Here is a 23719-nt window from a genome sequence, read left to right on the forward strand (position 1 = left end):
TCTTGGTGGTCCGGATTTCGTGTGCCAAGGCTGTTCCGGTGCGGTCGTGCCGCGATCTCAGGTGGCCTGTTCGCTGCTGGTAAAGGAACGTCGTGGGGACGGCATCGCCACGGTCGACTCGCCGTCGCGAGCTTCCGGTATCTCGTGCGGAGGACCGATCTCGGCGAGGTGAGCTTCGAGTCGCTCTGCCTTCCCGTGCTGCCCGCGGCCACGATAGAAGGCGGCGGCACGGGTCCAGGCGTCGATGGCGTCGGGGCTGTTTCCCAGAGCGTGAAGAATCTCCGCGAAGGCTTCCAGTGCGTGTGCCTGACCGGTGGCGGTGTGTGCACGCTCGGCGAGTTCGACCGCTTCCTGGGACAGCCGCAGCGCTGCCCGATCGTTGTGCTCGGCCTTGGCCAGTCGGGCCTGCACGGTGCGCAGCCGCATGCCGGCGGTCAGCTCGGCGGTGCCGTCGAGCAGGGTCCGCGCTTGCGCGCAGTGCCGGGCCGTGGCCGGCAGATCTTCCTGCGCATAGTGGAGTTCCGCCAGCGCGATGTGTGTCTCGATCCGCGCGGGCGTGTCCCCGAGCAGGGTGCGCAAGTGCAGCGCCCGGTGGAAGTGGGGCAAGGCCCGTTCGGGCTGGTCGAGGTCGGCCAGGAGATCGCCGAGATACTGTTCGGACTTGGCCTCGCGGACCGGGTCACGAGCGCCCTGCGCATCGACGACACACTTGCGGAACAACGTGATCGCCTCGGTGTGCCGCCCGGCCAGCCGATGCTGCCGGGCGAGGTTGATGTTCACGGTGAGTATCGCGATCGGGTGGTTCACGGCGGTCGCCAGTTCCAGCGCACGCGCGAGCATCGGAGCGGCGGCCTGTTCATCGCACAGGGTCAGGTGGAGGTAGCCGAGGTCGTTGAACGTGGAGCCCTCGGCGAAGAGGTCACCTTTTGCCTGTGCGGCCCGTGCCGCGGCGGTCAGTCCGGCGATCCGCTCGGCGTAGTAGCCGAACCGGCTCAAGGTTTCGCCGACAAGGTGCGCCAGGAGGCACACATAGTCGAAGAGCCGGGCCTGCTCGGCCTTCGCCGCGAGTGCGGCGATGTTCGTGCGTTCCTGCAGGAACCAGCGGGTCGCAGCCTCCGGAGTCTCGAATCGGGTGGGATTCGTGCCCGGCTCCGCTTCCGGGATCGGTGGCCGGTCACCGTGTGGATGGGCGATCCGGTGCGCGTTCTCGGCCGTGCGCGTGTAGTGCGAGAGCAGGCGGCGCAACGGTACCTGGTCTTGGTCGTGCTCACTGAGGGTCTGGGCGTACCGGTGGAAGATCGAGGGAATGCGGAAACGATCGGTGTCGCCGGGCTGATCGATCAGGTGGAGCGCGACCAGGGTCTCGAGCGCGCGCCGGGTGTCGGTGGTGGCGAGCCCGGCCGCGGAGAGCACGGTGTCGGCCTGCATCTCCGCTCCGGGGTGATGCCCGAAGAGCCGGAAAACCGCCTGCCCGGCCGGGTCGAGGGTGTGGTACGAGGACGAGAACGTGGTGCGGAGGCTTTCGTCGTCTCCGTTGTCCCCGATGCTCAGCAGCATTTCCGGATCCCGCAGCTGGCAGAGCAACATCGACAGGCTCAGGCCCGGCCGTTCGGCAGCACGTTCGGCGACGAGGGAGAGCGCCAGCGGCAGCCCGTCACACAGGTGCGCGATCCGCCGCGCGGCATCCGGTTCCCGCTCGGCCCGTTCGTGAATGCGGCGGGTGAGCAGTGCGAGCGAGTCGTGGTCGTCGAGATACCCGAGGCTCAGCGTCGGCAGTTCGTACTTCCGGGCCAGCGCTTTGAGCCGGCGCCGGGACGTGATGAGCAGAGTGCTGTCCGCCAGCAGGTCGAGCAGCCGGTCGACGTGGTCGGAGTTCTCCGCGTTGTCGAGGATCACCAGCACTTGGCGCTCGGCCAGGTGCCGGCGGAGCACCGCGGCGCGGTCCGATTCGCGGACCACGTGGTCGACCGGGAATCCGAACTCCTCCAGCAGCAGATCCACCACGTCGTTGTGTTCCAGCCGCGGTGCGGGACCGAACCCCTGGAGATCGACGTACACCCTGCCACGGGGAAAGGCAGTGGCGACCCCGTGCGCCCAGTGCAACGCCGCGCTGGTCTTCCCCATCCCCGGCGGGCCGGTGAGTACGACCGCCGGTGCCGAACGGCCGGAATTGTCCTGCAGCAGCAGGTTGTTCAGTGCCCCGAGCACGTCGGCACGCCCGGTGAACCCGCGAAGATCCCGGGGCAGCGGCCGGACCTGCGGCGCACTCGTCACCGGCCGGAGGTTGCCGGGTGCCGGTGTGCTCCGGTGGGTTTCCCGGAGCCGGTCGTGGAACGCGCGGAGTTCGTCGGCGGCCGGTTCGTCCCCCGCGTCACGGAATTCGCGGTAGGCGCCGAGGAAGTACTCCTGGCCCTGGGTGAACTGCTGCAGCGCATAGAAGACGCGGGTGCGCAGCTTCACAAAGGTCAGCTCCCCGGCGTGTTCCGGCAGGAGCCTGTCCAGTTCCCGGGCGGCTGTCTCCGGGCGGCGCAGGGTCAGCAATTCGTGCACGAGGAAGCTGCAGGCGGGAATCCACTGCGTCAGGATCGTGTTCCGGCGCCAGTTTTGCACCGGCCCGGTCTGCAGGCCGGCCAGCGGTTCTCCGCGCCAGAGGGAAAGCGCTGCATGTGCCGATTCGTATGCTGATTCATGGTTGCCGGCGTCCGCGGCAGCCCGTGCCTCGCGCATTCCCTCGTGAAAGACGGCGAGATCCACGTAATTCGGGTCGAGGGCGATCCGGTAGCCGCCGTCGACCGTCTCGACCGGGGCGGCGAGATCGGCGTCCGCCAACGCCCGGCGGAGCCGGTTCACCGCTTTGTACAGCGCGTCTTTCGGGTTGGCCGGAAGCTCGTCATCCCAGGCCCAGGTCATGATCCGGGTTGCGGGAACACGTTCTCCGGGGCGTACCAGCAGGATTCCCAGCACATTCTGAACCTGGCCGGTCGCCCAGTTCTCGTTCATCTTCCCGTGCATCCGCACGGCAGTCTGCCCGAGAATTCCGTAGGCGGTCTCCATTCGACGTCCCCTCCGCTCGCCGAGCGATCATTTTCGCATCAAAACGATCAATCGGCGATTTCGCGGCGGTAACGATCGACTTTGGCCGAATGCCGGGCAGGTGCCGGTCCGCTTCCCGGCAGGACACCGGCAGAGCCGCGGCAGATCCGGCTCTCATTCTCAGGGGGAAGCGGTTTTCCGGAAGAGAGGGGAGCTCGATGGAATCCGAAACGTGGGTGCGGGGGCCGATCGGTCTCGACGCCGGCTCGCGGGTGACCCGGCCGCGTTGCCGGGCGGTGCTGGTGGTGGTGCCGACTGTGACCGCCGGGACGCGGCTGCTGGACCTGGTCCGGCTGCTCGAACGGGACCTGAGGGTTCAGGTGCTGTTCACGGTGCCGCACGGCACCGACCGCTGGCACGGCGTGGACGAGTACGTGCGGGCGCAGCACGGCCTGGTACTGCCCTGGGCACAGGCCTTGGCACACCGGTTCGATCTGGTGCTGGCCGCCAGCCACCGGCACCTGGAAGCGGTGCACGGACCGGTGCTGCTGATCGGGCACGGTGCGGGACGGCTGCGACCCAGCCGCTACAGCCGCAAGGCCGGCGGGGCGACCGTCGGGACCACCGCGGTGGATCGGGAGCTGCTGACTTTTCGCGGGCGGGTGCTGCCCGCCGTGCTCGGGCTTGGGACGGACGACGAGTTCGAGCTGCTGCGGGAGCGCTGCCCGGAGGCCCTGTCGGCGGCTGTGGTCGCCGGGGATGTCTGCCTCGACGGGATGCGTGCCGCGACCGGCCTGCGGGAGCGATACCGCCGCGCGCTGGAGGTGACCCCGCAGCGGCGGCTGGTGGTGATCAGTTCCACCTGGTACACCGATTCGACCTTCGGCCGGATTCCCCAGCTGTACCAGGCGGTGCTCGAGGCGCTGCCGACGGCGGACTACGCGGTCGCGGCGGTGCTGCATCCGAACGCGTGGGCTGTGCATGGCCGGCGGCAGGTGACGGCTTGGCTTTCCGGGAGCGTCGAGGCGGGGCTGAAGGTGATTCCGCCGGAGCGGGGCTGGCAGGCCACCATGATCGCGGCCGATTGGGTGATCGGTGATCACGGATCGACCACCGGGTACGCCGCGGCGCTCGGCCGTCCGGTCACCCTCGCCTCCTCGCCGGGCAAGGGGCTGCAGCCGGGCAGTATCGCCGATGTCGTGCGGTGCCATGCCGGGGAGCTGTGCTGGAACCGGCCGCTCGCGGCGCAGGCCGAGGCGGCGGGGAAAACGGCCGCCCGGCTCGCCGCCGACGTCACCCGGGCGATCAGCACGAGACCGGATCGCGCGGCGGCCATCCTCCGGTCGGCGATGTACCGGTTGCTGGAGCTTTCGGAACCGGCGGAGCCGGCCACCCCGCCGTTGCCGGCGATGCCGGTCCCGTTACCGGGCTGGGAACGATGATCCGGTTCCCGGCGCCGGGCGTCGGGGTCGTGCGGATCTTCGTGCGGGGAAACGCCGTGGCGTTGCACGTCGTCGATCTCGGGCTCGCGGATCCGGGCTGGTTTCCCCGCGCCGACGTACTCGTGCTGGCGGCCACCGGACGACCGGTGGCCGGTCCGGCCGAAGCAGCGCTTGCGGCCTGGCCGGGCGCGGTCGCGGCAGTGGCCCGGTTTCCCGATGGGCTGCGGTGGTCAGTCCGGTGGCTCGCCGGCTTCGCGGCGGAGCCGGCGAGCTTCCTCGCGATAGTGCGAAGCGGCCTCGCCGGCACCGTGGCCGGCTTCGAGATCGGCGAGAGCGGTGAGGATCTCGGCGCGATAATGCGGTGATTGCCGCCGGTCCACCTGTTCGAGCACGGACCGGAGCTTGCGGCACGCGAGTTCGTGGTCGCCGCGGCGGTCGTGCACCCGGGCGAGGGAGATGACGGCGCGGGCGTGCTGGCTCGTGTCGCCCGCCTGAGCCATGATCGCCGCGGCCTCGGACAGGTCGCCGAGTGCTTCGTCGTCCCTGCCGAGCAGAAGCAGCACCTCGCCGCACCGGCGGAGGGCGAGGCCGACTCCGCGTGGCTGGTCGATCCGGGCGTGTGCCGCCGCGCTCTGCCGGTACAGCTCCAGCGCCGTCTCCAGCTCGCCCCGGCTGCGCGCGGCACGGGCAAGGCGGGACAGCGCGGTCGCCTGGGTCGGCCCGTGGCCCTCCCGCTCACCGATCTCCAGCGCGACGGCGTGCTGGGCGGCCGCGTCCTCGTCTCGGCCGAGCTTGTCGTAGACGAAGCCTAGCTGGCTGCGCAAGCGCGCTTCGGCCAGTGGCGCGCCGCACCGGCGCGCGGCTTCGGCGCCGGCCGAGCTCAGCGCGATGAGCGGCGCGGGATCACGGTGGTGCAGATAGAAACCCCAGAACAGCTCGCCGAACTGCCAGGTCTCGGTGTCCCAGCCGCGCCGGGCCGCCTCGGCGGCGACCGCGCGGATGACCGGGAGGTTCCGCCGCCACCAGCGCAGCGCCTGCGCACGGTCGGGAAAGGCGGACCCGGCCGCGGCGGTGGTTTTGGTGAACACCGGCTGGAACGGGTGGATCAGCGCGTTCGCGGCGAACATCCGGTCGCGGTACCAGCGGGTGACGCGGAGCAGGGCATCGGCGTTGTCCTCCGGGGTGCGCTCGCGCTCCGCGCGGGTTCGCGCGTCCTGGCGGACGACGTCGTGCTGGGCCACGGTCTCGTCGTCCACCTCGGTGAGGAGATTCGCCTCGATCAGTTCGTCGACGTCGTCGTAGAGCTGATCGGGCGTGCTCAGCAGGGCGCCGGGGAGGGAGTCGAGGGCGTGGTGCGGGCCGGGAAGCAGGCCGCAGAGCCGGTAAAGGGCCGCCGCGCTGGTGCTGAGCGCGGTGTAGGACGCGTCGAAGACGGTCGCGAGCCGGTCGGCCGCCAGCGGGCTCCGGCGCGCTTCGCGGCGTGTGCTACGGGCCGGGTGGGTACGCAGCCTGGCACCGGTGATGGCGAGGGCGAGGGGGAGGCCCGCGCAGGCGGTGATGAGTTCGCCGGCGGCTTCGTCGTCGAGCTGCCCGCGCCCCGCCCGGTGCGTGAGCACCTCCTTGGCCTCGGGAACGGGCAACGGATCCAGCGGGATGATCTCGGCCCCGTCCAGCGTCAGGCTGGTCAGCCGGGACCGGCTGGTGACCAGCACGATCGAGCTGCTGCTGGCCGGCAGCATCGCGCGGACTTCGGCGCCGTGCGCGGCGTCGTCGAGCAGGACGCCGAACGCGCGGTCCGCCGTCGCCGCCCGGAACGCGGCCGCGCGCTGGGCGAACGAAGCGGGAATCTCGTCGGCCGGAACGCCCAGTGCGGCCAGGAAACCGTGCAGTGCACCGCTGGCGGGCGCGGCCGTCTCGCCGTCCTCCGGTGCGAGGCTGGCGAACAGGATCCCGTCCGGGAATTCGTCCCGTCGCCGATGCAGCCACTGCAGCGCGAGCGCGGTCTTGCCGATGCCGCCGACGCCGGTGACCACGGCGACGGATGGTGTGTCGTGCTCGGCCCGCCAGAGTTCGTCGAGGCGAGCCAGTTCGGCTTCCCGTCCGATCAGCCCCGGCGGGGCCGGCGGAAGTTGCACCGGCCGGACGGCGTCCTCCGCCGCGTCCGGCTGCCGTGCCCGGATCATCGCCCTCCCCTCGGCCGCTCGATCGTGTCTACCCTGCCGATCGCGCCGGACGGGGCGATCGTGAGCGGTCGCACTCACCGGAAACGGCGAACGGCGGAATTGTTGCCGCCATGCGGCCTAAGGGGGACATTCTCGCGGCGGAGCAAACGACGGATCGTTCCGTAAGAGGTGGCGTGCTCGTCGGCGAGCCGGCGAATGCTGGCGCCGCCGCGGTATTCCCGGATGATCCGCGGGGTGTCGAGCACCCGGCGCACGCCCTGCCGGATTTCCGGCAGGACCACACCTTCCTGCCGGAGCAGCCGACCGGTCCAGCTCAGGGAAAGCCCGTGCGCTCGGGCGATTTCACTGAGCGAGGCACCCTGATTCCAGTCGTTGAGCATCTGCCGGTTCCGTTGTGCACGGTCTGGCTTCGGTCTGTCCGGCGTGTCCACTGCGATTGCCCCCCGGCTGTCGCTGGTCGTGGTCGGTCTTTCCGGGCGCTTGGTCGGCCCTTGATGACTTAACACCCTCACTGTTCTCACTGAAGAATGGAATAGGCACTTCGGGGGACCCTCACGCAGGGCAAATTCCGTGCCGATGCGGAGTTTTTGTCAGCAGAGTGGCGGTACCGAATCCCGGACTTGCCCTGGAGCGCACACCAGGCTCCAGCCTCCGTGGTGCCCGGAGTATCGCACAGATTCGACAGGATCCTTCCGCCATGCAGCTGGGAATTCACGTGCCGGTGTTCGACATCGACGGCGGGGCCACGGCGATGGCCGGGGAACTGGCGCGGGTCGGGGCGGCGGCGGAGGAGGCCGGGATGTCCTGGCTGTCGTTCATGGATCACTACTTCCAGATCGAGGCGACCGGGTTGCCCGCCGAGTCGCCGATGCTCGACGGGTACACCACGCTCGGCTTCCTCGCGGCGCACACGTCGGCGATCGAACTCGGGTTGCTGGTCACGGGCGTCACCTACCGGCATCCGGGGCTGCTCGCCAAGATCGTGACCACGCTCGACGTGCTCTCGGGCGGGCGGGCGGCGCTCGGCGTCGGGGCGGCCTGGTTCGAGCGCGAGCATCATGCGCTGGGCGTGCCGTTCCCGCCGGTCGCGGAGCGGTTCGAGCGGCTTGAGGAGACGTTGCGGGTCTGCGCGCAGATGTGGACGCAAGTTGCGCACAAGCTCGACGTGCTGGGCAAGCACTGCGACGACCTCGGCCGGGACTACGACGCGATCCGCAAGACGATCACCGCGGGCAGGCCCGACCGGAGGCCTGCGACGAGTTCGTGCGGAGCATGGCGGACTACGCGAAGCTCGGCGTGCACACCGCCCTCATCATGCCTCCCGGCGGGGCACCGGCCGCGTGGATCGACGGGATGGCGCCGGCTGTGGCGCGGTTGGCGGAGCTGGGCTGATCACCAGACAGCCACGATCGCACCACCCGGCTCGACCGGACGACACCCGCCACACCGCAGGCGCGCCGAGACCGTTCGGTCTCAATGCGGGACCCACAGCGTCACGCGGGTTCCGCGGCCGGGTGCCGATTCGACGCGGCCGGTGCCGCCGACCTCGGTCAGCCGGGCCTCGATCGACTGGCTGATTCCGAAGCCCGGCGCCTGACCCTCCGGGTCGAAGCCGCGGCCCTGATCCCTGGCCACCACGGTGATCCCGCCGTCGCGTTCTTCCACGCGGAGGACGACCTGGCCGGTGCCGGAGTGTTTCGCGGTGTTGCGCAACGCTTCCCGCACCGCCTCGCGGAGGGCGGTGCGCCGTTCGGCGGAGAGCCGGTCGTCGGCGAAGTCGGCGGTGACGAGCTGGGTGCGCAGCCCTTCCCTGGCCATTTCCGCGGCCACGTCGGCCAATTCGACGACGAAGCCGCGGGTCGGGCCGGCCTGTACCGGCTCGGTGATGGTCCGGCGGAGGCCGGCGGCCTCGGCGCGGGCGGCGCGGCGCAGCTCGCCGAGGCGGGTGGCGGCGTGCTCCTCGTCGTCCGGCGCTGGTAGGCCGAACGCCTCAAGGCTCTGGAGCACGCTGTCGTGCAGAAGCCGTTGTGTACGGCGCCGTTCGGCTTCCTGACCGCTGCGCAGGCCGAAGTCGAAGGCGACCCGGGAACCCGTGCCGAGCAGGATCAGCACGACGAAGGTGATCACGATCGCCACCGCGAGCCCGATCAGGTCGCCGACCGAACGGCTGAGCGCGAGCGGTTCGTCGAACGCGCGTCCGCCGACCAGGCTCAGTACGGCGCGGAACGGCACGGCCGCGGCGAGGAGCAGCAACGCCGTGGGCAGGCCTCGGGTACCCGCCCACATCGCGACCGTGCCGATCATCCACGTCCAGGCCAGGTCGATCGCGAACGGCTGGACCGCGGCCGGTGCGAGGACCGCGACCACGACGTTGAGCAGCACCCCGGCGGCGAGGTCGGGGGAGAGCACCCGCGTGGTCCGGTGCGCGGGCAACCCGCGCGAGCGCAGGAACCACCACAGCTGCCCGGCGTTCGCCACCAGCGCGACGACGGTCGTGGCCAGCACCACGGCCAGTCCGGCGCTGCCGTTGGACGCGACGAACCCGATGAAAGCCTTGGCGAACTGGGCGATCCGGTATCCGGTCGGTACGACGACCCAGTACCGAGCGGCCCGGGCGAGGGTCGCGGTGGCGTCCTCGTGGTCGCTCGGCTCGCGTGGCGTGCCGTGGTGCAGCAGTTTTCGTACGAATTCCCGTCCTGGACCGGCGGAATCCGGCATCGTCCCTCCCCCGGGAGTGTCCCGGACGAGGATAGGGGAGGGGCCGCCGATCCCGGCGGCCCCTCGCGGTCAGTCCCGGACGGCCAGCTCGCCCAGCTCGGACCAGTCGTTCTGATCCACCTTGGCGTTCACGATGCGCGGGGTCTGCGCCAGGTACGGCGGCAGTTCCTGTTGCGCGGCCTTGAAATGCGCCGAGCCGACGTGCGCGGCGCCCGCGTCGTCGTCGCGGAACGCTTCGACGAGCACGTATTCGTTCGGGTCGGCCAGGCTGCGGGACCAGTCGTACCAGAGACAGCCGGGCTCGGCGCGGGTCGCTTCGGTGAACGCGCGCGAGATCTCCGGCCAGTTGTCCGCATGTTCGGGCTTGATCAGGAACTTCGCGGTGATGAAGATCATGTGCTCTCCTTCGTCCTGGGCACGTGCGGTACCGGTTCGGGCAGCTTCGCCGCGGCACGGATCCGCCGCGCCAGCCGTCCGACGGAGACCAGCGCGGCGAGCACGTCCTCACCGCGCACCTCGAACGGCATGGCGTGGATGGTCTCCCCGGGCGCCGTCGCCGCGTTTGCGACCACTCGCAGCGTATCGGTGTCGTCGGCGCGCAGCCCGGTTTCGGTGAGCGTGGTGGACAGGCCCAGCCGGGTGGTGAATTCTCGCGGACGGCCGAGGCCGGCACCCCTTCAAGCACCAGTTGGGTGAGCGGGCCGAGATTGACCTTCTGCCCGTGCGCGAGCCCGTGGGGTGGCCGCGACCGCGGTCAGCCCGTTGTGCACGGCGGTGAGCCCACCGGACTTGAAGCCGAGTCCGGACAGCAGCATGTTCGCCTCGATCACCCGTTCTACCGCGGGGGTCACCTGGACGCCGTGATCGAGGTGCCCGCGCTGCGCTTCGACCCGGACGACGTGGGCCTGCTGGCCCGCCACTTCGCGCATCGGGTGCGTGGCCGCGAGGTCGGCTTCACCCCGGCCGCCGCGCGGGCGCTGACCGCCTCGACTGGCCGGAGAACGTGCCGGGTCGTGCGCGAGGCCGCGGCCAGGTCCGAGGTGATCGACGTGCCGCACCTGCCCGCCGAGGTGTTCACCAACGCCGGGCACGGCTCAGCCGCTGCAGGCGACGGAACGCGACGAGATCGTGCGCTGCCTCGCCCAGCCCGCCACCGCGGCCGAGCTGGGCATGGCGCGCGCGACGATCTACCGCAAGATGACGCAGTACGGCATCAAGACGCGGCAGCTGCGTTTCTGACGGGTCAGTGGTGCGTGCCGCTGTGGTGCCCGCCGGACGTGCTGCTGTGCCCGCTCGTGACCGCGAAGTAGACGATCGCGGCCACCACGATCAGCGCGATCACCACGGCGACGGCGATCTTCACCTTGCTCCACGGCCGTTCGCCGTGGATTTCGCCGGTGCGGCCGTTGACCAGGATCTGCCAGGTCTTGCCCTGGTAGACGTAACTGGCGACCCACACCGGCAGCAGCATCAGCTTGAACGACACATCGTGATGCCGGGTGTCCACCGAATGCACCTTCTGCGTGTCCCCGCCGATGTCGCGCTCGCAGTCGTTCTCGATGACCGGGGCCATCCGCCGCTTGGCCTCCTCGAACCCGGTCTCCGGTTCGAGGTCGTAGCGCAGCGCGAAGTGCCCGGCGAGGAACTCCGGCTGGTACGGCTGGGCGTCCGGCAGCGGCCACGGCGCCAGCTTGTCCACCTCGGCCGGCGCGATCTGGGTGCTCGCCGGGACCAGCACGTCGTCGAACGACCTGGCCACCTGGCCCTGCGCCGGGTACCACCGGGTCCGCCGGACGCGGCGGGTCTTGCGCTGCCCGTTCTCGTAGTAGGTCTCGTTGACGTAGTAGTACTCGCCGCGCTGTCCGGTGTAGAACGATTCGGTCTGCGAGTCGTAGGTCCAGTGCGGCAGATAGGTGCTCTTGGTGCTCTCCGCGGTGGTGACCTTCTTCAGTGCGTTGGGCGCGAAGCGGCGCGACGCGGTCCACTTCTTCAGGTGCGTGCTCACCGCGGCCCGATCGAACTGGAACGGCAGCACCCCTTCGGGGACCAGCTGACCGGACGCCGCCGGGTCGATCACCAGCGGCGCACCGCAGAACTGGCAGAGGCTCGCCGTCTCGTTGGTCTCGGTGCGCGCCGCGCAGCGCTGGCAGGCGAACACGTACTTGCCGATGCTGCCCACCGGTTTGCGGGCCAGCCCGGCCAGCTCGCCGAACGGGATCTCGCGGATCTGCCGGTCCCCGGCGGTGATCTCCTGCCGGTACCCGCAGTACGGGCATTGCATGCCGGTGCTGCCGGGCGCGAACTCCAGGCGCGCGCCGCAGCCGCCACACGGGTAGGTCGTGGCCGCGACACCGGCCTGCTGGAAACGTGGGTCGGTCATCAGGTCCCCCGGGGAGTGGATGGTCAGGCCTGCGGCGGCAGCGGCGGCGGGGTCGCGCCGAGCAGCGCGGCGACCTCCGGCACCTGCGCGGCCGGGGTCCATGCGGCCATCCCGTTCTTCCAGACCAGGGTCTCGCGGGTCAGCGTGCCCGCCCCGACCTGCCCGCCCAGCTGTGCGCGGTCGAACGGGCCGAGCTGCTGACCGCCCGCGCCGAGGAACCACTGCTCGGCCTGTGGCAGCGGCGGCGGCCCCGGCGGTGCCTGCTGGTACTGCGGTGCCTGATATTGCTGCTGGTACTGAGGTCCGGTCGGCGGCTGCTGGTACTGGGGTTGCTGGTATTGCTGCTGCGGCTGGCCCTGCGGCCCGGCGGCGCGCTGGCCGAGCGCCATGCCCAGCCCGATGCCCAGGCCCTCGCCCGCGCCGCCCTGGTTCTGCGCGGCGGCCTCGATCGCGTTCGCGGACTGGAACTGGGTGTACTGGTCCAGGTTGCCGACCACGCCCATCTGGGTCCGCTTGTCCATCGCGGCCTCGACCTCGGGCGGGACCGAGATGTTCTCGATGATGAACTTCGAGATCTCGATCCCGTTGGCCCGCAGCTCCAGGTTGAGCGCGTTGGCGATCGCGCCGCCGAGCTGGTCCTGCTGGGTGACCAGGTCGAGCATGGGCACTCCGGCGCCGGCGATCGCCGGGCCGAGCTTGCCGATGATCAGCTGCCGGAGGTACTCGGAGACCTCCTCGGTGCGGAACTGCGGGTCGGTGCCCGCCAGCTCCTTGAGCAGCGCGACCGGCTCGACCACGCGCACCGCGTAACCGCCGAAGGCGCGCAGCCGGACCATGCCGAACTCCGGGTCCCGCAGGATGATCGGGTTCTGCGTGCCCCATTTGAGATCGGTGAACTGGCGGGTGTTGACGAAGTAGACCTCGGCCTTGAACGGCGAGTCGAATCCGTACTTCCAGCCCTTGAGGGTGGACATCACCGGCATGTTCTGCGTCTGCAGGGTGTACATGCCGGGTGGGTAGGCGTCGGCGACCTGTCCCTCGTTGACGAAGACCGCCGCCTGCGACTCCCGGACGGTGAGCTTGGCGCCCATCTTGATCTCGTTCTCGTAGCGCGGGAAGCGCCACACGATGGTATCCCGGCTGTCGTCGGTCCATTCGATGATGTCGATGAACTCGCCGCGGATCTTGTCGAAAATCCCCACGTCTACCCCTCTGCCAAGCCTGGCTCACTGCGGACCCGCGGGCGACTGTACCGCCTCCGCCTGTGTGGGTCCCCTCAGCCGGTGAATCCGGCCGGGCCGCCGGCGACGCACCGCCAGAAGTCCCTGAGTATCGGTGTCGGCGTCGGATCGGCCATCCCGCGCTGGGTCAGCAGGATGGCGACTTCGCCGGTGGCCGGGATCAGGTGCGCGCTGGTGCCGGAACCACCGACCCAGCCGTAACGGCCGGGTATTTGCCACGGTTCGGTGTGTGTCAGGTCGACACCCCCGCCGTAGCCCCAGCCCTGGCCGTCCAGGAACAAGGAGCCCGTGGCCCGCTGGGACGCGGTCAGGTGGTTGGTGGTCATCTGCCGTACGGATTCCGCCGAGAGCAGCCGGCCGCCTTCACCGACACCGCCGGCCAGCAGCATCCGGGCGAACCGGAGCCAGTCGCCCGCCGTCCCGGCCAGCCCGCCCGCGCCGGACGGGAAGGCCTGCGGCCTGCTCCACTGGCCGTCCGGGGTGTCGGCCAGTTCCAGCCCGCCGTCCGGGGCCGGGCGGTAGTAGCTGGTGAATCGGCTCCGATCGGCCTCGGGTACGACGAATCCGGTGTCGGTCATGCCCAGGGGATCGAGCAGCCGTTGCGCGAGGAACTCCGGCAGGGACCGGCCGCTCGCCCGCGCGATCAGGATGCCCTGCAGGTCGGAGCTGGTGTTGTAGAGGAACGCTTCGCCCGGATGGTGCAGCAGCGGGAGCCGGGCCAGCGCGGCGAGCCACTCGTCCGGTGCCGGGCGCTGCTGGACCTCACGGCCGTCAGTGTCCACAGTGAGCAGTCGCTGCACCTGGGGGAGCGAGAAGTCCGACGCGAAGCCGTAGCCGCTGCAGCTGGTGAGCAGGTCGGCCACGGTGATCGGACGGCGGGCCGGGACCACGTCGCCGACCGGGCTTTCCGGGGTGCGCACCACGACCCGGTCGGCGAGTTCCGGCAGCCACCGCTGCACCGGCTCGTCGAGACCGAGAACGCCCTCCTCGATCAGCATCAGCACCGCGGCGGCGGTGATCGGCTTGGTGATCGAGGCGAACCGGAAGATCGAATCCGCGGTCATCGGCGCGGCGCCCTCGGCATCGAGGGTCCCGGCGGTCTCGGCGCGGACGTCGTCGCCGCGGGCGACCAGCGCCACCGCGCCCGGGAGGTACCCGGTCTCCACGTAGTGATTCAGCAGCTCGGACAGATCCGTCATGACGCTTCCCTTCTCTCACTGTCCAGTCGGTGCCGGATTCGTGGTCCGGACACCGGGTTCAGCCGATCTCCTCCAGTACTCCGCCGGCCAGCCGTAGCCGCCGGTCGATCCCGATCTCGGTGAGGAACCGTTCGTCGTGGCTGACCACGACGAACGCGCCCCGATAGGCATTGAGCGCGCTTTCCAGCTGCGCGGTGCTGACCAGGTCGAGATTGTTCGTCGGCTCGTCGAGCAGCAGCAGTTGCGGGGCGGGCTCGGCGAACAGGACGCAGGCCAGTGTGGCGCGCAACCGTTCGCCGCCGGAGAGCACGTCGACCGGCAGGTGCGCGCGGTCGCCGCGGAACAGGAACCGGGCCAGCAGGTTCATCCGGTCCGCGGGCGGCATCTCCGGTGCCGCGGCGGCGAGGTTCTCCGCGACCGTACGGCCGGGGTCGAGCAGATCCAGCCGCTGCGACAGGTAGGCGACCCGGCCCTCGGCCCGGCTCATCGCGCCGGAATCGGGGTCGAGGTCGCCGTGCACGAGGCGCAGCAGGGTCGACTTGCCGGAGCCGTTCGGGCCGGTCAGCGCGATCCGCTCGGGGCCGCGCACGGACAGCTCCACGCCCTCTCCGGGGAACAGATCCCGGACGCGCAAATGCTTGCCGGTGAAGAGCGTGCGCCCGGTGGGTACCGCGGTTTCCGGCAGTTCCAGGCTGATCTTCTGCTCCTCACGCAGGGCGCGTTCCGCCTGGTCGAGCTTGGCCTTGGCCGCGCCGACCCGCGCGGAGTGCGTGCCGTCGGCCTTCCCCGCGGACTCCTGGGCGTTGCGTTTCATGGTGCCGGCGACGATCTTCGGCAGCCCCGCGTCGGCGACGGTGCGCGCGGCGTTGCTCGCCCGGCGCGCGGCGCGTTCGCGTGCCTGTTGCCTCTCGCGCTTCTCGCGTTTGACCTCTTGCTCGGCGTTGCGGATGTTCTTCTCCGCCACCTCGCGCTCGGCCTGTACCGCGGCCTCGTACTCGGTGAAAGTGCCGCCGTGGAAACGGATACCGCCGGGTTCGAGTTCGGCGATCCGGTCCATCCGGTCGAGCAGCGCGCGGTCGTGGCTGACCACGACGAGACAGCCGGACCAGCTCTCCAGCACCGCGGACAACTGGTCGCGGGCGTGCCGGTCGAGGTTGTTGGTGGGTTCGTCGAGCAGCAGCACATCGGGTTCGCGCATCAGTTGCGCGGCCAAGCCGAGCGACACGATCTGGCCGCCGCTGAGCGTGTCCAGCCGCCGGTCCAGGCCCACGTCGTCGAGCCCGAGCCGGTCGAGCTGGGCGCGGGTGCGGTCTTCGATGTCCCAGTCGGCGCCGATGGTGGTGAAGTGTGCTTCGTCCGCGTCGCCCCCTTCGATCGCCGCGATGGCGCGGAGGATCGCGCCGGCACCGAGCACTTCGGCGACGGTGCGGCCGGTGGTGAGCGGGAGATCCTGCGGCAGGTAGCCGAGCAGGCCGTCGGCGGTGACACTGCCCGCGGCCGGTGCGAGCTGCCCGGCGATGAGCTTGAGCAGCGTGGACTTCCCCGCGCCGTTCGGGGCGACCAGTCCGGTGCGGCCGGTGGGGAAGGTGGCGGAAAGCCGGTCGAACACCGGCGTGCCGTCCGCCCAGGAGAAGGAGATCCCGGACAGGACGATACGAAGATCGGACATGGGAAGGCCTCGCGGTGAATCGGCGGAGCACCCGACGGCCCCGCACAGGAACGGTTTCGGACGACGAAGGCGGCCACGCGCGCCTGGACCGCATCGGTCCCTCCCCGAGCTGCGCTGGGGGAGATCCCTGACGCACACGCGCATGACGGCGTGTGCGTGCTGCTGTCCGGTACGAAGGGGCCGGAGCCGATGCGGGATTGGCCCGCCGATGGCTCACGCCCCGGGCTCACCCGGAGATGTCGTCTTCACCTGCCACGGCTGGGGTTCCTTCCGAAAGGGACGTTCCGCCGGCCACGATACCGCGTCCGTGCGCGCTCGGCCGGTCCCGCGGGCTGTGAAGGGACCCTTCACAGCCTCAGCGTCCGTGAAGGGTCCCTTCACAGCCCGTATGCTCGCGAAACCGGAGCAGCACTCGGGCGAAACGGGGGAAGCCGGCGCACCGGCTTCCCCCGCGGAATCACCAGGCGCTGACGGTCAGCGCCTGCCCGATCGGCTGCTTCGGCGCCTGCACGGTGAGGACGTGCTTGACGCTGTCCCACGACCCTGCCACGGCCTTGCCGTTCACCGTGACGTTCGCCGGTGCGGAGGCGAGTCCGGTCAACGCGACGGTCCAGGTGCGCTGTGCGGGTTGCCCGGGGTACTTACCGGCCGGCGGGGCGACGGTCAGCGTGTGCCGGCCGTTCCGCTCCGCGTAGCCGATTTTCGTGGTCGCGCTCCGGTTTGCATGCTCGCCGTCGTCCTCATACAGCGAGAAGCTGCCCGACCCGCCCACCGCCGCGGTCACGGTGAGCTGATCCGCTGCCGCGTCGTGCTGGATGTCCGCGGTGTGCGTGGTGAGGATGCCGCCCGAACGGAGGAAGACCGGCATGGTGCCCAGGTCCGTGGACACGGTCTGGGTGGTGCCGCCCTGATAGGTGCGGCCGGTGAAGTAGTCGGTCCACTGACCCGGTGGGAACCACACGCTGGTCTCCGCCTTCGACCCCGGCGTGGTTACCGGCGCGACGAGCACGTCCGGGCCGTAGAAGTACTCCTTCGACGCGGCCGGGTACGCGGCGGCTTCGTTCGGGTACTGCAGGTACGTCGGGCGTACCACCGGCACCCCGGTCGTGGCCGCCTGCTGTGCGAGGGAATAGGTGTAGGGCACCAGATTCTCGCGCAGGTTCAGGAACTTCTTGGCGGAGGCGCCGGCTTCCGGCCCGTACTGCCAGGGCAACCGGTCGCTGTGGTTGCTGTGCAACCGGTCGATCGGCTGGAAGGTACCCAGCTGAACCCACCGCGCGTACAGGTCGTCGGGCAGCTTCGTGGTGCGCTTCTGCTGTCCCTTTTCCACATAGGTCTCTCCGCCGGGGATGCCGGCGGTGTCGACATGCCCGCCGATGTCGTGGCTGATCGCGGACATCCCGGTGGCCGCGGATTCGTTCGGCGCGGCACTGATTTCCATCGCCAGGGTGCCCCAGGTGGACAGCGTGTCCCCGGTGAAGTGCAGGGTGCTGCGCTTGTCCGCCCACGGCCCGGTCGGCACCGCGGTCGGGTTCCCGTACCCGCCGGACTGCAACGACCCGTAGGCGCGGGAGAACGCGAACCCGCGGCCGGGCATGTTCGCCGCGTACTGCTGGTTGATCCACGCGTCCGGCGTGACTCCGGGCAGGGAGGACCGCGCGGCGTCGCAGCACCAGTCGAGCCACCAGAAGTCGTTGCCCGCCTGGTTCATGTCGTTGTGCAGGCTCATGTAAGCCTTCAGCTGGTCGGGGTCACCCCAGTCGAAGACTCGGCAGCCGTCGCCGCAGCCGGGTGCCAGCTTGCCCTTCGCGATCGACTGCGCCTTCGCGTACTGCGGGTCGGATTCCTGAATGCTCGGGTGGATGTTCAGCGTGGTGCGCAGGCCCTCGCCGTGTGCCCAGGAGAAGAATCCCTTCGGGTCCGGGAACTTCTTCCGGTCCATCTCCCAGCCGTTCCAGGTGTCCGGCGCCTTGAAGTCGGTGTCGATCACGAGCACGTCGAGCGGAACGCCCTCAGAGCGGAACTTGGGCAGGATGGTGTTGCGGTAGTCGGCTTCGGTGCGGTCGATGTACTCCGAGTACCACACGCCGTACGCCCAGCGTGGCAGCAGCTTGGGCGGGCCGGTCAGCTGCGACAGCGTCGTCAGGCCGCCCTGGTAGTCCCGGCCGAAACCGAAGAAATACCCGTCCTGGTAAGGCTTTCCGCCGTGCGACGGGCGTTGGGTCACCTTGCCGCTGCGCTGGTCGTAGAAGGCCGAAGCGGTGTCGTCCAGCAGGTACCAGCCGTCCTGGTGCAGCAGCCCTTCGACGGTCGGCGGCGCGCCCTTCTCGCCGTTCACGCCGTCAAGCCCGCGGCGGTACCGCCCGAGCGCGAAGTGCGGCTGCGGGGCGGGCGCGTCGAGCGGGGTGACAGAGAGTGTGTCGGCGTTGATGTGGCAGCTGTTCGCGTCCGGGCAGCCGAGTGCGACTTCGCCCTTGCCCGCCTTGAGATCCACCGGGATCGACGCGGTGTTCCAGGTGTCCCAATCGGCGGTCGCCGGGAGCTGCAGCCGGCGGGTCGTACCGTTCGCGGTGACGTTGACAGTGCGGGTCTCGTGCTTGCCGTCGCTGCCGGTTCCGTTGGCGTAGCGGACGTGCAAGGCGTACTTGCCGTCGGCGGGTACATTCGCGATCCGCTGCGTGAGGCCACCGCCCTGCTGCATACCGGCGGTGAATCCGGAGCCGGAGTATCCGTTGTGGTCGGTGGCGATCGTCGTGGTCCCGGCCAGCCGGCCGTCCTCGGCTTCGCAGCTCGCGCCGAATCCGCAGCCGGTGATCGCCCGAGCCGATGTCGAGGGGTACTGCGCGCCCTTCTGCAGCACGGCGAGGCTGTCCAGGTTGACGTGCCCCGAGTCGCCCGGTGCCCGGGTCATCGCGACTGTGTGGCGCCCGGCGCTCAGCGGCAGGTCGACCGACGCGACGGACCAGGTGTCCCAGTCGGTGGTGGCGGGCAGGTTCAGCTTGTGCGCGGGACCACCGTCGACGGTCACGCTCAGCGTGCGCGTGACGTGCTGGCTGTCACCGCCCTGGCCGTTGGTGTAGCGGGTCGACAGCGTATAGGTGCCGTCCGCCGGGGCTTCCACGTCGGCGGACACCGTCGCGCCGTCGGTCTCGAAACCGGCCAGGAAGCCGGTTCCCGTGTAGCCCTTGTGGTCGGTAGCGGCGCCGGGGCCGTCGTGCGGCAGGTCTTCTGCCTCGCACAACTCGCCTGCCGCGCAGACGAGGCGCTGCCACGGCGCCGCGGTGACGGGGGTCCCGGCGGTCAGCCGCACGCTGAGGTTGCTCGTGTCGAACGGGCCGGAACCGAGCCGGTAGCTCAGGCTCACCGCGCTGGTCCGGATGGTCAGCACCCCACCGGAAACGGTGGAGGTGAAGGGAGTCCTGGTGAACGAGCCGCGGCCGATGGCGTTGAAGGTGGCCGGATCGGCGAAGTTTCCGTCGCCGGAGTACTCGGTGCGGATCAGGGTGGGGGAGAGGACCTGGAACCGGGCATTCGCCGTGGTCACCGTCTGGGTCTGCACGGAGGCCGTCGCCGGGGGTGCGGACACCCCGGTGATCGTGGTGCAGACCGCGGCGGTGAGGATGCCCAGCCTTCTCAGGATTCCTGCCGTTGCGCGCAAAGCGCTCTCCTTCTCGGAGCCGTTTTACAACGTTGGAAAATGACGGGAAGATCACAGCACACGGCTGGTGGGCCTGTCCAGACCACTCGGGCGAAGCTGCCCGGACAGCCGCTCGGCGTGTACCGGACACCATGATGATCTTGCGGCGGCCGTCTTCCCGATCATGCGGGGTCCCAGCGCTCTGACCAGCCATGATCCACAAAAAGCGGCTGCCCTGCGAGGCAAGCGGCAGTGGCCGAAGGGGCAGTGTCCACACCGGACGGCCGACCCAGGCGTAGTGTCCAGAGTGCAGTACCCGCCAAACAGGCGGTTACCTTCCTCTTCACAAGAGAGGATCGTCCGATGACGGTCGCGGCGCGACTGTCGTCGGAGGGTAGACGCCCGCCGTCCCCCAGCGAGTCCCTTGAATAACGGTATGCGGCCGCCAGGCTGATTCGGCGGATCGATCATCGATCACGAATCCAAAGTTCTCCCAGCGTCTGACGCGGTAGGGGTCGCCGCGAAAAGATCATCATTCTCTGTTTTTGAGTTGTGCGTTCGACCCGACTGGTTGCCGTAGTCGTCAACCGTCGCCGCATGTGGCGATGGGTGCTTGTTTCGCCTCGCGTGGAAACGATGAGAACCACAGGAAAAATCTGAGAGGTCTGTCATGAAAAAAAACACGAGCTGCTGTCGTCGTCGCGGTAGTCGCGACGGCTCTCGGTATCGGAGCCGTTCCTGCTTACGCGACCAATGTGATCAGGAACCCTTTCGAATGTGCCCTTGACACCGCCCCCCAGTACTTTCACCTGGGAATCCGCAACTGGAACGGGACTGGCACCCACATGTGCTTCGCCAACGCAGGTGAGATCGACGCGAATCAAGGTGGTGTTGAACTCTTCCTGAGTGGCAACAATGCCGGGTGGTTTGACTACAACCCCGGTGATGGCTTTCGGCGGCACACGTTCGCCAAAGGTGAGGGCTTCCGAATGAATACTAGTTTTGTGAGTCGCATTCACATCAACTGAGTCTCATTCCCAGGGCAATGCGGACGTCCGTCGCGTCGCGGCGCGAGCCGGACGCGCCGTGGGAATATCATGAAATGTCGATCCGCTGGTGTCATCGCGGGATTGACCGCCTGGATCGGCTCGCTGCACCGTGTGGTGTCGGGGGGGCGCCGACGGAGCACCGAATGGCCCGGCCGCACCGGGGCGGCCGGGCCACGTCCCGCGCACTCGGGAAGAACCTGGTGCGTCGCGGTCTCACCGCAGCAGGACATGGAGTTCGCGTGCGCCGCGGAACAGCCACCCGGCCGGGTTCGGGGGTTGTTCCGGATCCAGCCTGATGCCGGGGAACGCACGGAAGAGCTCCTCGAGGGCGATCCGTGCGACCTGGGGCGCGTAGGCGCTGCCGACGCAGCTGTGTCGGCCGACACCGAACGCCAGATTCGGGTGCCGCTCACGGTCGAGGTCGTAGGTGCGGCCATCGGCGAATTCCGACTCGTCGACGTTCGCCGAGCCGTAGATCAGCCACAGGTGGTCGCCGGCCCGCACGTCCTGTCCGCCGAGCGACAGGTCGCGGGCGGCGGTGCGGGAGGCCCCGCCGTACAGCGGACTCATCCACCGCAGGGCCTCGGCGATCGCCTTGCCGAGCAGCCCGGGATCGTCGATGACGCGCCGCATCTGCTCCGGGCGGGTGGTCAGTCCGAGGAACGTCGTCCCGCACGCGTGCCCCGGCTCCTGCAGGCCGCCCAGGAAGAGGACCAAGGTGGAGGGCAGGAGGTACTCGACGTCCCGCATCTCGCCCTCGGGCAGGCCGGCTCGGAAGAACTGTCCGACGGGGCCGTCGGCCGGGTTTTCCCGTTCCTTGGCGTGCAGTTCGGTGAGGTAGGCACGCACCTCTTCGCGCACGACGTCCGCGTCGTCGAAACCGTGCGGATCGAGGAACTGCCCGTTCTCGTCGGTGGTGTTCGCGGACCCCAGCGCCAGAGTGTGGAACCACCGCTGCAGCGTGTCGGCGGTCAGCTCACGGAAGCCGAGCGCGTCGGCCACGCTCAGCACGCTGACGGGCTCGAAGTAGTCGTGCATGAGTTCGCAGCCGCGCGACGGGTCGAGTTTCGCGCAATGCTCGCGCGCCAAGGGCCTGATCCGCTCCTCCAGCCGCTGCTTGAAAGTCCTCGCGTGGAACTGCCCGCCCACGGCGAGGCGGAGGTCGGCGTGGGTGGCGCCCTCGGCCCCCAGGATGAGCGGAGTGCCGAACAGGCGTGCCTCCATCACGTTGGTCCCGCCGGGAAAGTCCTCGGCGTTCGTCGCGACCTCCCGGCAGAGGTCCCAGCTGCTGACGACCCACGCGCCGAGCGCCGGGACCCACGCGACCGGCAGCTCTTTGCGCAGGCGCGCGAACACCTCATCGGTCTGCTCGTCGAGTTCCTGGACCGTGAGACCGCGCAGCCACTCGCCGTGCGGAGTCCCCTTGAGGCGGTGATCGTCGTTGATCTGCTGGGTCATGGGCCTGCCCTTCTGCGTGTGATCGCCTCAGAGATCGAGGTCGAGCCGTGGGGTCGCCGCCCGGGAGACGCAGGGGAACATGACGCGTCCCTCTTCCCGTTCGGTGTCGGAGAGGATGCTGTCGTGGTGGTCGGGTTTTCCCGCCAGGACGTCCACTTCGCAGGTGCCGCAGACGCCGCTGCGGCAGGAGGAGAGGATGTCGATGCCGTGGTCTTCGAGGACTTCGAGCAGTGATGCGTCCGCCGGAACGTGCAGCGAGCGCCCGCTGCGGGTCAGGGTGACGGTGAACCCGGTCGCCGCGGTGGTCGGACTCGCGCCCACGAACCGCTCCAGGTGCAGGTCGACACCGCCGGCGGTGTCCGCAAGCGACCGGAGCCGGTCCAGCATCGCGGACGGCCCGCAGGCGTAGAGTGCCGTGCCGTCGATGCCGGCCTGTTCGACGATCGCGGGCAGGGGCAGCAGACCCGTTTCGTCCTGCGGGTACAGCGCGACGCGGTCCCCGACGTCGGCCAGCTCGTCGACGAACGGCATCAGCTCCCGCGAGCGCCCGCCGTAGTGGAGGATCCAGTCCGTGTCCCGATGCCGCAGGGCACGGATCATGGACAGGATCGGGGTGATCCCGATACCTCCCGCGAGGAAGACGTAGCGGGCCGCGGACTCCGCCAGGCGGAAGGTGTTGCGGATGCCCACGAGCCGGACCCGGTCACCCTTCATCACGCTGTCGTGCAGGTACTGCGATCCGCCCCGGCCGTCGCGCTCCCGCAGCACCGCGATGCGGTAGGAGTCCCGATCTCCCGGGGTACCGCACAGCGAGTACTGACGCACCATGCCGTTGCCCAGCTCGATGTCGACGTGGCTGCCCGCCATCCAGTCCGGCAGCGCGGCACCGGTCGGCTCGACCAGTTCCAGTTCGATGACGTCGGCGGTCAGCCGGCGGAGCGCCGAGACATCGAGATCGATGGGCTCCACCCGGGGCATGCCGGTGAGCTGCCCTGCCTCGCCGAGTTCAGTCATGGACATCCCAGCTTCGAGAGGGGCGTGAGATCACCGTCGCGCCCTTGCGTGTGTGCGTCAGGGACCGTACACGCAAGCTTTCGCTTGAGTCAAATTTATGACGGCGGCGTCGACAGGCACGGAGTCCGTGAAGGGTCCCTTCACGGACGCAGCGTCCGTGAAGGGACCCTTCACAGCTTTCCGTCCTGCCCGCGGATCCAGGAGTCCAGCACGATGAGTGTGCGGGTGCTGGTGATGTTGTGGCTGCGGCGGAGTTCGTCGATCGTCCGCTGCAGGTGGGCCATGTCGCGCCCGCGCAGCCAGACCACCGCGTCCGGGTCGCCGGCGATGGTGAACACCGCCTGTGCTTCCGGGATCTTCGTGGTGGTCTCGACGATCTCGTCCACTTTGGTGCTGCCGAAGAACCGGAGCTGGCAGAACGCTTCGATGCTCCAGCCGAGCTTGCTGTGGTCGACTTGCACGGTGAAGCCGGTGATCACGCCGTCGCGGCGGAGCCGGTCGACGCGCCGCTTCACGGCCGCGGTGGACAGGGACACCCGCGCGGCGATGTCGGCGAAGGTGCGGCGGGCGTCCGCGCGCAGCAGTGCGATGATCTCGTGATCCGTGGCGTCGAGCAGGTCCTCGCTCATCCCGTCATGCTACGCAAAGGAATATTCGGAAAACGTTCTCCCGGTGTCATCCTTTGCGTCTTGACCG

At 69.6% G+C, this 23719-nt stretch carries 17 protein-coding genes and 1 pseudogene; 4 read left to right on the top strand and 14 right to left on the bottom strand.

From position 1 onward, the window contains the following. Nucleotides 1–57 precede the first annotated feature (57 nt). Nucleotides 58–3054: an AfsR/SARP family transcriptional regulator gene (locus D5S19_RS07635; RefSeq protein ID WP_120022609.1), complete on the bottom strand. Its 2997-nt coding sequence runs from the start codon at nt 3052–3054 to the stop codon at nt 58–60. A gap of 197 nt (nt 3055–3251) precedes the next feature. On the opposite strand from D5S19_RS07635, the gene D5S19_RS07640 reads away from it, so the two are divergent. Further along, complete coding sequence (locus D5S19_RS07640; RefSeq protein WP_120022610.1) at nt 3252–4475, top strand: hypothetical protein; 1224 nt, start codon at nt 3252–3254, stop codon at nt 4473–4475. 230 nt (nt 4476–4705) lie between these two features. On the opposite strand, the gene D5S19_RS07645 is transcribed toward D5S19_RS07640, so the two are convergent. Both D5S19_RS07645 and D5S19_RS07650 read right to left on the bottom strand, forming a co-directional pair. Then, nucleotides 4706–6658, bottom strand: coding sequence for an NB-ARC domain-containing protein (locus D5S19_RS07645; RefSeq protein WP_120022611.1), 1953 nt, complete (start codon nt 6656–6658; stop codon nt 4706–4708). 74 nt (nt 6659–6732) lie between these two features. Further along, nucleotides 6733–7038: a helix-turn-helix domain-containing protein gene (locus D5S19_RS07650; RefSeq protein WP_233573763.1), complete on the bottom strand. Its 306-nt coding sequence runs from the start codon at nt 7036–7038 to the stop codon at nt 6733–6735. 317 nt (nt 7039–7355) lie between these two features. Here D5S19_RS07650 and D5S19_RS33745 point away from each other — a divergent pair, with 317 nt between their 5' ends. Beyond that, on the top strand, nt 7356–8255 hold the full coding sequence (locus D5S19_RS33745; RefSeq protein WP_456061901.1) for an LLM class flavin-dependent oxidoreductase: 900 nt from the start codon (nt 7356–7358) through the stop codon (nt 8253–8255). Here D5S19_RS33745 and D5S19_RS07660 read toward each other — a convergent pair. The 3 genes and pseudogenes from D5S19_RS07660 to D5S19_RS33535 all read right to left on the bottom strand — a co-directional run. Further along, nucleotides 8198–9376 (bottom strand): annotated as a pseudogene (locus tag D5S19_RS07660) (sensor histidine kinase); the annotation flags it as partial. The gene D5S19_RS33745 and the pseudogene D5S19_RS07660 overlap by 58 nt on opposite strands. Before the next feature lie 69 nt (nt 9377–9445). Further along, nucleotides 9446–9772 carry a putative quinol monooxygenase gene (locus D5S19_RS07665; protein WP_120022614.1) on the bottom strand — a complete coding sequence of 109 codons (327 nt, stop codon included), beginning with the start codon at nt 9770–9772 and terminating at the stop codon, nt 9446–9448. Further along, nucleotides 9769–9903 (bottom strand): hypothetical protein, encoded by a 135-nt coding sequence (locus tag D5S19_RS33535; protein WP_267901084.1) that lies wholly within the window; start codon nt 9901–9903, stop codon nt 9769–9771. The genes D5S19_RS07665 and D5S19_RS33535 overlap by 4 nt, the downstream gene beginning before the upstream one ends. A 165-nt stretch (nt 9904–10068) precedes the next feature. On the opposite strand from D5S19_RS33535, the gene D5S19_RS31615 reads away from it, so the two are divergent. Continuing rightward, entirely contained in the window at nt 10069–10686 is a 618-nt protein-coding gene (locus D5S19_RS31615; RefSeq protein WP_147397352.1) for a DNA-binding transcriptional response regulator, read from the top strand. On the opposite strand, the gene D5S19_RS07685 is transcribed toward D5S19_RS31615, so the two are convergent. The 5 genes from D5S19_RS07685 to D5S19_RS07705 all read right to left on the bottom strand — a co-directional run bounded on the left by D5S19_RS07685 (nt 10620) and on the right by D5S19_RS07705 (nt 19523). Beyond that, the gene (locus tag D5S19_RS07685) at nt 10620–11756 is read right to left on the bottom strand and encodes a hypothetical protein (RefSeq protein WP_120022726.1); all 1137 of its coding nucleotides are present in this window, start codon (nt 11754–11756) and stop codon (nt 10620–10622) included. The genes D5S19_RS31615 and D5S19_RS07685 overlap by 67 nt on opposite strands. 23 nt (nt 11757–11779) lie before the next feature. Beyond that, nucleotides 11780–12958, bottom strand: coding sequence for an SPFH domain-containing protein (locus D5S19_RS07690; RefSeq protein ID WP_120022618.1), 1179 nt, complete (start codon nt 12956–12958; stop codon nt 11780–11782). Between the two features lie 74 nt (nt 12959–13032). Further along, the gene (locus D5S19_RS07695; protein ID WP_120022619.1) at nt 13033–14196 is read right to left on the bottom strand and encodes a serine hydrolase domain-containing protein; all 1164 of its coding nucleotides are present in this window, start codon (nt 14194–14196) and stop codon (nt 13033–13035) included. A 58-nt stretch (nt 14197–14254) separates the two neighbouring features. Further along, complete coding sequence (locus tag D5S19_RS07700; RefSeq protein WP_120022620.1) at nt 14255–15865, bottom strand: ABC-F family ATP-binding cassette domain-containing protein; 1611 nt, start codon at nt 15863–15865, stop codon at nt 14255–14257. Between the two features lie 457 nt (nt 15866–16322). Next, nucleotides 16323–19523, bottom strand: a complete 3201-nt coding sequence (locus D5S19_RS07705) for a TIM-barrel domain-containing protein (protein ID WP_120022621.1) — start codon at nt 19521–19523, stop codon at nt 16323–16325. A gap of 824 nt (nt 19524–20347) precedes the next feature. Between D5S19_RS07705 and D5S19_RS34070 the strand changes: the two genes are divergently transcribed. Next, nucleotides 20348–20530, top strand: a complete 183-nt coding sequence (locus D5S19_RS34070; RefSeq protein ID WP_120022622.1) for a beta/gamma crystallin domain-containing protein — start codon at nt 20348–20350, stop codon at nt 20528–20530. A 234-nt stretch (nt 20531–20764) separates the two neighbouring features. On the opposite strand, the gene D5S19_RS07715 is transcribed toward D5S19_RS34070, so the two are convergent. The 3 genes from D5S19_RS07715 to D5S19_RS07725 form a co-directional block, all read right to left on the bottom strand. After that, entirely contained in the window at nt 20765–22009 is a 1245-nt protein-coding gene (locus tag D5S19_RS07715; RefSeq protein ID WP_120022623.1) for a cytochrome P450, read from the bottom strand. A 27-nt stretch (nt 22010–22036) separates the two neighbouring features. Continuing rightward, nucleotides 22037–23023, bottom strand: coding sequence for a PDR/VanB family oxidoreductase (locus tag D5S19_RS07720; protein ID WP_233573765.1), 987 nt, complete (start codon nt 23021–23023; stop codon nt 22037–22039). A gap of 170 nt (nt 23024–23193) precedes the next feature. Then, nucleotides 23194–23652 carry an Lrp/AsnC family transcriptional regulator gene (locus D5S19_RS07725; protein WP_120022624.1) on the bottom strand — a complete coding sequence of 153 codons (459 nt, stop codon included), beginning with the start codon at nt 23650–23652 and terminating at the stop codon, nt 23194–23196. Between the last annotated feature and the right edge of the window lie 67 nt (nt 23653–23719).

Origin of the sequence: Amycolatopsis panacis (assembly GCF_003600245.1) — a bacterium.
Classification (GTDB): domain Bacteria; phylum Actinomycetota; class Actinomycetes; order Mycobacteriales; family Pseudonocardiaceae; genus Amycolatopsis; species Amycolatopsis sulphurea.